General features: G+C 70.5%; 6 protein-coding genes. 5 read left to right on the top strand and 1 reads right to left on the bottom strand.

Annotated features, from left to right (window positions below; all coding sequences use genetic code 11):
- Window positions 1-141: 141 nt before the first annotated feature.
- The 4 genes from dxs (at window position 142) to LZ604_RS31725 (ending at window position 4,246) form a co-directional block, all read left to right on the top strand.
- Entirely contained in the window at window positions 142-2,037 is a 1,896-nt protein-coding gene (gene dxs / locus LZ604_RS31740) for a 1-deoxy-D-xylulose-5-phosphate synthase (protein WP_234519399.1), read from the top strand.
- Window positions 2,034-3,431 carry an aspartate aminotransferase family protein gene (locus LZ604_RS31735; protein WP_234519398.1) on the top strand — a complete coding sequence of 466 codons (1,398 nt, stop codon included), beginning with the start codon at window positions 2,034-2,036 and terminating at the stop codon, window positions 3,429-3,431. Before dxs ends, LZ604_RS31735 begins: the two co-directional genes overlap by 4 nt.
- 81 nt (window positions 3,432-3,512) lie before the next feature.
- Window positions 3,513-4,130: a helix-turn-helix domain-containing protein gene (locus tag LZ604_RS31730; RefSeq protein ID WP_234519397.1), complete on the top strand. Its 618-nt coding sequence runs from the start codon at window positions 3,513-3,515 to the stop codon at window positions 4,128-4,130.
- The gene (locus LZ604_RS31725; protein WP_234519396.1) at window positions 4,127-4,246 is read left to right on the top strand and encodes a DUF6126 family protein; all 120 of its coding nucleotides are present in this window, start codon (window positions 4,127-4,129) and stop codon (window positions 4,244-4,246) included. Before LZ604_RS31730 ends, LZ604_RS31725 begins: the two co-directional genes overlap by 4 nt.
- 39 nt (window positions 4,247-4,285) lie before the next feature.
- Here the strand turns inward: LZ604_RS31725 and LZ604_RS31720 are convergent, their stop codons facing one another.
- Window positions 4,286-5,083: a tyrosine-protein phosphatase gene (locus tag LZ604_RS31720; protein WP_234519395.1), complete on the bottom strand. Its 798-nt coding sequence runs from the start codon at window positions 5,081-5,083 to the stop codon at window positions 4,286-4,288.
- A 215-nt stretch (window positions 5,084-5,298) separates the two neighbouring features.
- Here LZ604_RS31720 and LZ604_RS31715 point away from each other — a divergent pair, with 215 nt between their 5' ends.
- Window positions 5,299-7,371, top strand: a complete 2,073-nt coding sequence (locus LZ604_RS31715; RefSeq protein WP_234519394.1) for an alpha-galactosidase — start codon at window positions 5,299-5,301, stop codon at window positions 7,369-7,371.
- Window positions 7,372-7,421: the final 50 nt, after the last annotated feature.

Here is a 7,421-nt window from a genome sequence, read left to right as displayed (position 1 = left end):
GGTGCCGGAGTCGAAGATCGTGGAGACCCTGATCGAGGAGGCCATGAAGCTCGCCGAGCAGATGGAGAAGGACGGCGCCGGAGCCGGAGAACCGGCAGTCACCGTGAGCTGAACAGCACGGACGTGAGAGGGGGCCCGAGCGTGACGATTCTGGAGAGCATCCGGGGACCACGTGACCTGAAGGCACTGTCCGAGGCGGAACTGAGTCGACTGGCCGAGGAGATCAGGGAGTTCCTGATCCACGCGGTCGCCAGGACGGGTGGTCACCTGGGGCCCAATCTGGGGGTGGTGGAACTCTCCATCGCGCTCCACCGGGCCTTCGAGTCACCGGTCGACCGCATCCTGTGGGATACCGGTCATCAGAGCTATGTCCACAAGCTCCTGACAGGACGTCAGGACTTTTCCAAACTGCGCGGCAAGGGCGGGCTGTCCGGCTACCCGTCGCGCGAGGAGTCCGAGCACGACGTCATCGAGAACAGCCATGCCTCCACCGCGCTCGGCTGGGCCGACGGGCTCGCCAAGGCACGGCAGGTACAGGGGGAGAAGGGCCATGTGGTCGCGGTCATCGGAGACGGCGCGCTCACCGGCGGCATGGCGTGGGAGGCGCTCAACAACATCGCCGCCGCCAAGGACCGCCCGCTGATCATCGTGGTCAACGACAACGAGCGCTCGTACGCGCCCACCATCGGCGGCCTCGCCAATCACCTCGCCACCCTGCGGACGACCGACGGGTACGAGAAGGTGCTGGCCTGGGGCAAGGACGTGCTGCAACGCACCCCCGTGGTCGGCAACACCGTCTACGAGGCCCTGCACGGCGCGAAGAAGGGCTTCAAGGACGCCTTCGCCCCCCAGGGGCTCTTCGAGGACCTGGGCCTGAAGTACGTGGGGCCCATCGACGGACACGACATCCGGGCCGTCGAGTCGGCGCTGCGCCGCGCGAAACGGTTTCACGGACCGGTGCTGATCCACTGCCTGACCGAGAAGGGCCGCGGCTACGAGCCCGCGCTCGCCCACGAGGAGGACCACTTCCACAGCGTCGGCGTGATGGACCCGCTGACCTGCGCGCCCCTGAAGCCGTCCGGCGGCCCCTCGTGGACGTCGGTCTTCGGTGACGAGATCGCCCGGATCGGCGAGGAGCGCGAGGACGTCGTGGCCATCACGGCGGCCATGCTGCACCCGGTCGGCCTGGCCGAGTTCGCGGAGCGGTTCCCCGACCGGGTGTGGGACGTCGGCATAGCGGAACAGCACGCGGCGGTGTCCGCGGCCGGGCTCGCGACCGGCGGACTGCACCCCGTCGTCGCCGTCTACGCGACCTTCCTCAACCGCGCCTTCGACCAGCTGCTCATGGACGTCGCCCTGCACCGCTGCGGCGTCACCTTCGTGCTCGACCGGGCCGGGGTCACGGGCGTCGACGGCCCCTCGCACAACGGCATGTGGGACATGTCGATCCTTCAGGTCGTGCCGGGCCTCAGGATCGCCGCACCACGCGACGCCGACCAGCTGCGGGCGCAGCTGCGGGAGGCGGTCGCGGTCGACGACGCGCCGACCCTGATCCGCTTCCCGAAGGAGTCGGTGGGCCCGACGATCCCGGCGGTGGACCGGGTGGGCGGCCTGGACGTGCTGCACCGTGCCGAGCTGCCCGAGGTGCTGCTGGTCGCCGTCGGTGTCATGGCGCCCGTCTGCCTTCAGGCCGCCGAACTGCTCGAGGCGCGCGGCATCGGCTGCACGGTGGTCGACCCGCGCTGGGTCAAGCCCGTCGACCCGTCCCTGCCGGGGCTGGCGGCCGGCCACCGCCTGGTCGCGGTCGTCGAGGACAACAGCCGCTCCGCCGGCGTCGGATCCGCGGTCGCGCTGGCGCTCGGCGACGCCGACGTCGACGTACCCGTACGCCGGTTCGGGATCCCGGAGCAGTTCCTCGCGCACGCCAAGCGCGGAGAGGTGCTCGCCGACATCGGCCTCACCCCGGTCGAGATCGCGGGACGGATCAGTGCCTGCCTGGCCGTCAAGGATGAGCTGTCCAAGGAGAAACAGCAATGACCACCCCTTCCGGCAACGGGGAGTTCGACCTCGGCGCGCTCCTGGCCGAGCGCGGGGCCGAGCGCTACGACCTGCACGCCAGGTACCTCAACCACCAGCTCCCGCGCATGCTCCACACCATCGGCTTCGACAAGGTCTACGAGCGGGCCGAGGGCGCCCACTTCTGGGACGCGGATGGCAACGACTACCTGGACATGCTCGCCGGCTTCGGGGTGATGGGCCTGGGGCGCCACCACCCGGTGGTGCGCAAGGCCCTGCACGACGTGCTGGACTCGCAGCTCGCCGACCTCACCCGCTTCGACTGCCAGCCCCTTCCGGGGCTGCTGGCGGAGAAGCTGCTGACGCACAGCCCCCATCTGGACCGGGTGTTCTTCGGCAACAGCGGGACGGAGGCGGTGGAGACCGCGCTGAAGTTCGCCCGGTACGCCACCGGCAGGCCCCGGATCCTGTACTGCACCCACGCCTTCCACGGGCTGACCACCGGGTCCCTGTCGGTCAACGGCGAATCCGGTTTCCGCGACGGCTTCGCACCCCTGCTGCCCGACACGGCCGTCCCGCTCGGCGACCTCGACGCCCTGGCCCGGGAACTGGCCAGGGGGGACGTGGCGGCCCTCATCGTCGAGCCGATCCAGGGCAAGGGCGTCCACGAGGCCCCGCCCGGCTATCTGCGCGGCGCCCAGGAGCTGCTCCACCGGCACAAGGCGCTGCTGATCGCCGACGAGGTGCAGACCGGTCTCGGCCGGACCGGGGACTTCTACGCCTACCAGCACGAGGACGGCGTCCAACCGGACCTGGTGTGCGTGGCGAAGGCGCTCTCGGGCGGCTACGTACCGGTCGGCGCCACGCTCGGCAAGGAGTGGATCTTCAGGAAGGTCTATTCGTCCATGGACCGGGTGCTCGTGCACTCGGCGAGCTTCGGATCCAACGCCCAGGCGATGGCGGCCGGGCTCGCCGTCCTCTCCGTCATGGAGAACGAGCAGATCGTCGCCAACGCACGGGCCGTCGGCGAGCAGCTGAAGTCCCGGCTCACGGCGCTCGTGGACAAGTACGAGCTGCTCAGCGACGTACGCGGCCGGGGCCTGATGATCGGCATCGAGTTCGGCCGGCCCAGCTCGCTCCGGCTGCGTGGGCGGTGGACCATGCTCCAGGCCGCCCGCAAGGGCCTCTTCGCGCAGATGGTCGTCGTCCCGCTGCTGCAACGCCACCGCATCCTCACCCAGGTCTCCGGCGACCACCTGGAGGTGATCAAGCTGATCCCGCCGCTGATCGTCGGCGAGCAGGACGTCGACCGGTTCGTGGACGCGTTCACCGCTGTGATGGACGACGCGCACGGCGGCGGGCTGATGTGGGACTTCGGAAAGACACTGATCAGGCAGGCCGTGGCGAACCGCTGAGCGGCCGGGGAGGGCTCGGGGGTGTTTGCCTCAGAGGCAAGAAATTTGCCGCTGAGGCAAAGCTCCGGCTGAATGGAGTGCATGAGCACTCCCGAGACCGGCCCCGGGCCGGGCGAGGACCTGCCGGTCGTCGCGCCGCAGCTGCGTGCGCTGCGCCGCCGCTCCTCGCTCACCCTGGAGGCCGCGGCCCGCGCCGCCGGGCTCTCGCCCGCGCACCTGTCCCGGCTGGAGACCGGGCAGCGCCAGCCCTCGCTGCCGATGCTGCTCGCACTGGCCCGTATCTACGGTACGACGGTCTCCGACCTGCTCGGCGAGACCGTCGCCGACCGGGACGCCGTCCTACGAGCCCCCGCCATGGAACCGACCCGGGCGGGCGGCTGGACGTACTGGCAGGCCGGTGCGCCCGGACGCGGGATGCAGGCCCTCCGCGTCCACGTCCCGTACGGGACCCAGGGCGACATCGTGCGCGTCCACCCGGGCGAGGAGTGGCTGTACGTCCTCAAGGGACGCCTGCACCTGCGCCTCGGTGACACCGCGCACGTCCTCATGCCGGGGGACAGTGCCCACTTCGACTCGCTGACCCCGCACCGCCTGGCGGCCGCCGATCACGGCGGCGCCGAGCTGCTCTTCGTCCACACCCTGCTGCAGAGCCCGATCACGGCGCTCTGTCTCGGCCCCCACCCCGGAGAAACACCATGAGTGACATGGAAGAGAAGTTCCCCCGCGCCCTGTGGGTGCGGCTGATCATCTACATCGCGGTCGGCCATGTCTTCGCCGCCTTCATCTACCTGCTGTTCCAGGTGGGTGCGAAGTAGGACTCGGCCGGGCGCGGTCCGGTCCGGTGGCCGGGCGGCTCAGTCCAGCAGCCGCCCGCGCAGCCGCTCCCGCACCTGCTCCGTCACGCCGAGCCCCTGCTCCAGATAGGCGTCCACGCCGCCCCAGGTCTCCTCGACGGTCTCGATAGCCGCCGTCAGGTACTCGACCCGCGCGTCGAACAGGGGGCTGAGCAGCTCCATCACCTCGGGAGAGTACGTGTCGGGCGAGGAGCCGTTGCGGTACACCTTGTACCGGCGGTGCTTGGCGTTGGACTCCAGGTAGTCCGCGACGATCGCCTCCCGCTCGACCCCGAGGGCGAGGAGCGTCACCGCGATCGACAGTCCCGCGCGGTCCTTGCCCGCGGCACAGTGCATCAGCGCCGGCACGCTGTCCTCGGCCAGCGCGTGCAGCACCCGGGAGTGCTCGGCCGTGCGCTGCCGGATGATCGTGCGATACGAGGCGATCATGCGGTTCGCCGCCCTGCCGCCGGAGAGCAGCCGGCGCAGCTGCTCCAGGTCGCCGTCGCGGACCATCTTCCAGAACTCGGCCCCGTCCGCCGGGTCCGTCAGCGGAAGGCTGACGTTCCGTACACCCGGCAGCTCGACGTCCGGCCCTTCCAGCTTCTTGTCGGCAGCGTTGCGGAAGTCGAAGACGGTGTGCAGGCCGAGGGAGGCGAGGAACGCCGCGTCCTCCTCCGTCGCGTGCGCGAGGTGGCCGCTGCGGAAGAGCACTCCCTGCCGTACACGCCGCCCGTCCACGGTCGGCAGGCCCCCCACGTCACGGAAGTTGCGCACTCCGGTCAGTTCGGGCTCGGTAGAGGGGACCTGCTGTGTCACGGGGGCTCCTCCCATCCGTCCGTCGCCGCTGTTCGTCGACGGGCCAGCGCATCGACGATACGACATCGGTTCATCAGGCAATCATCAGGCAGGTCTGGCACAGGAGGCCGGACGGAGTGCCGGGCCGGAACCGCACCGAAGCCGTTGCCCATCAGGCCCCTCAGGGTCGATGATGTTGAGACCTGATCGCACCTGTTCGAATCTGTGGGGGTCGCATGTTGGAGATCGGTGCTGACGGTCGTACCTGGCTGCTGTCGGGGCCCGCGAGCAGCTATGCGTTGCGCCTCACCGAGGCCGGCGAGCTGCTGCATCTGCACTGGGGCCCACGCATCGCCCTCGCCGACGCCGAGGCCCTCGCCGCACTGCCCGCACCCCCGTACCGGCCCTTCGAGTCCCCGCTGGACGGCCGCGAGGAGTACCCGGTCGAGGGCGGCCCCCGATTCGTACGGCCCGCACTCTCCGTCCGCACCGAAGAGCGCCGCGGCACCGAGTGGGCCTTCGAGGCGTACGAGGCGGACGGCGAGGAGCTGCGGCTGCGCTTCGACGACACCGGACTCCTGATCACCCTTCACTACCGGATACGCGGCGATGTCGTCGAGCGCTGGGTGACCCTCGCCAACGACGGCCCCGCCCCGGTGGAACTCCTGCGCGCCGACTCGGCCGCCTGGACCCTGCCCGAGCGGGAGGGCTGGCGGCTGTCGCAGCTGCACGGCCGCTGGGCGGCCGAGTCCCGGCTCACCCGGTCCGGCCTCACCTACGGCGAGAAGGTGATCGGCAGCCGTCGCGGCCACACAGGGCACCAGCACCTTCCCTGGGTCGCGCTCGACACGGACGCCACCGAGGAACGCGGCGAGGTCTACGGCTGCGCACTGGCCTGGTCGGGCAGCTGGCGGATCGCCGTCGCCCAGCTCCCCGACGCCCGGGTGCAGATCACCGGCGGGGCCGGATACGACGACTCGGGCCTGCTGCAGCTGGCCGCGGGAGAGACGTACACCACCCCCGTCTTCGCCGGGCTGTGGAGCGAGGGAGGATTCGGCGGCGCGAGCCGCGCCTGGCACGCCTACCAGCGGGCCTATGTCATCCCGGACGCCGACCGGGACCGGCCCGTGCTCTACAACTCCTGGGAGGCGACCGGCTTCGGAATCTCCGAGGAGCAGCAGCGGGCGCTGGCGCGGCGGGCCGCGGCGATGGGCGTCGAGCTGTTCGTGGTCGACGACGGCTGGTTCGGAGCCCGCACCAGCGACCGGGCCGGGCTCGGCGACTGGATCCCCAACCCCGACCGCTTCCCGGGCGGGCTTAAGCCGCTCGCCGACGATGTGCACGCCCTCGGAATGCGGTTCGGCATCTGGGTCGAGCCCGAGATGGTCAACGCGGACAGCGACCTGTATCGCGCCCACCCCGACTGGGTGCAGTACCAACCGGGACGGAAGCGAACGGAGTTCCGCAATCAGCTCGTACTCAACCTGGCGCGCGAGGACGTGCGCGAACATCTGTGGGAGCAGCTGGACGGGCTGCTCTCCAGCGCCCCGATCGACTATGTGAAATGGGACTTCAACCGCTGCTTCACTGATGCGGGCTGGCCGGGCGAGGAGTACCCGCAGCGGTTGTGGGTCGACCATGTGCACGCGCTCTACGGCCTGCTGGACCGGCTGCGGGCGGCGCACCCCCAGGTCGCCTTCGAGTCCTGCTCGGGCGGCGGCGGGCGCGTCGACCTGGGCGTCATGAGCCGTACGGACCAGGTGTGGACCTCCGACAACACCGACCCGCTCGACCGCCTCGCCATCCAGCACGGCTTCAGTCAGGTCCATCCCGCCCGGGTCATGGCCGCCTGGGTCACCGACAGTCCCAACACCCAGCTCAACGGGCGGGTCAGCTCCCTGCGCTTCCGTTTCGTGAGCGCCATGGCCGGGGTGCTCGGCGTCGGCGGCGACCTGACGGAGTGGACCGAGGAAGAGCTGGCCGAGGCCCGGGACTGGGTGGCCCTCTACAAGGAGATCCGCCCCGTCGTGCAGCGCGGCGACCTCTACCGGCTCCGGCCTCCGGAGGGGGGCCTGAGTGCGGTCCAGTACGTGCTCGGTGACGAGACCGTCGTCCTCGCCCTGCTCCAGGCGCAGCACTACGGCGAGCCGGTCGCACCGCTGCGCCTCCGGGGCCTCGACCCTACGGCATCGTATGAATGCCGTGAAACGGGTGAAATCCACCGGGGTGCCGTGCTGTTGCACCACGGTCTGCTCACGGGACTGCATGGCGATTTCGATGCGACGGTGATCCGGCTGCGCCGCGTCTGAGCTTTCCGCGAGCTCGCGTCGGCCTCATGTCGGCCGCCCCAACACCCCTG

It is taken from the genome of Streptomyces glomeratus (assembly GCF_021462825.1).
GTDB lineage: Bacteria > Actinomycetota > Actinomycetes > Streptomycetales > Streptomycetaceae > Streptomyces > Streptomyces glomeratus.
This window is presented reverse-complemented; position numbering and strand designations above follow the sequence as displayed.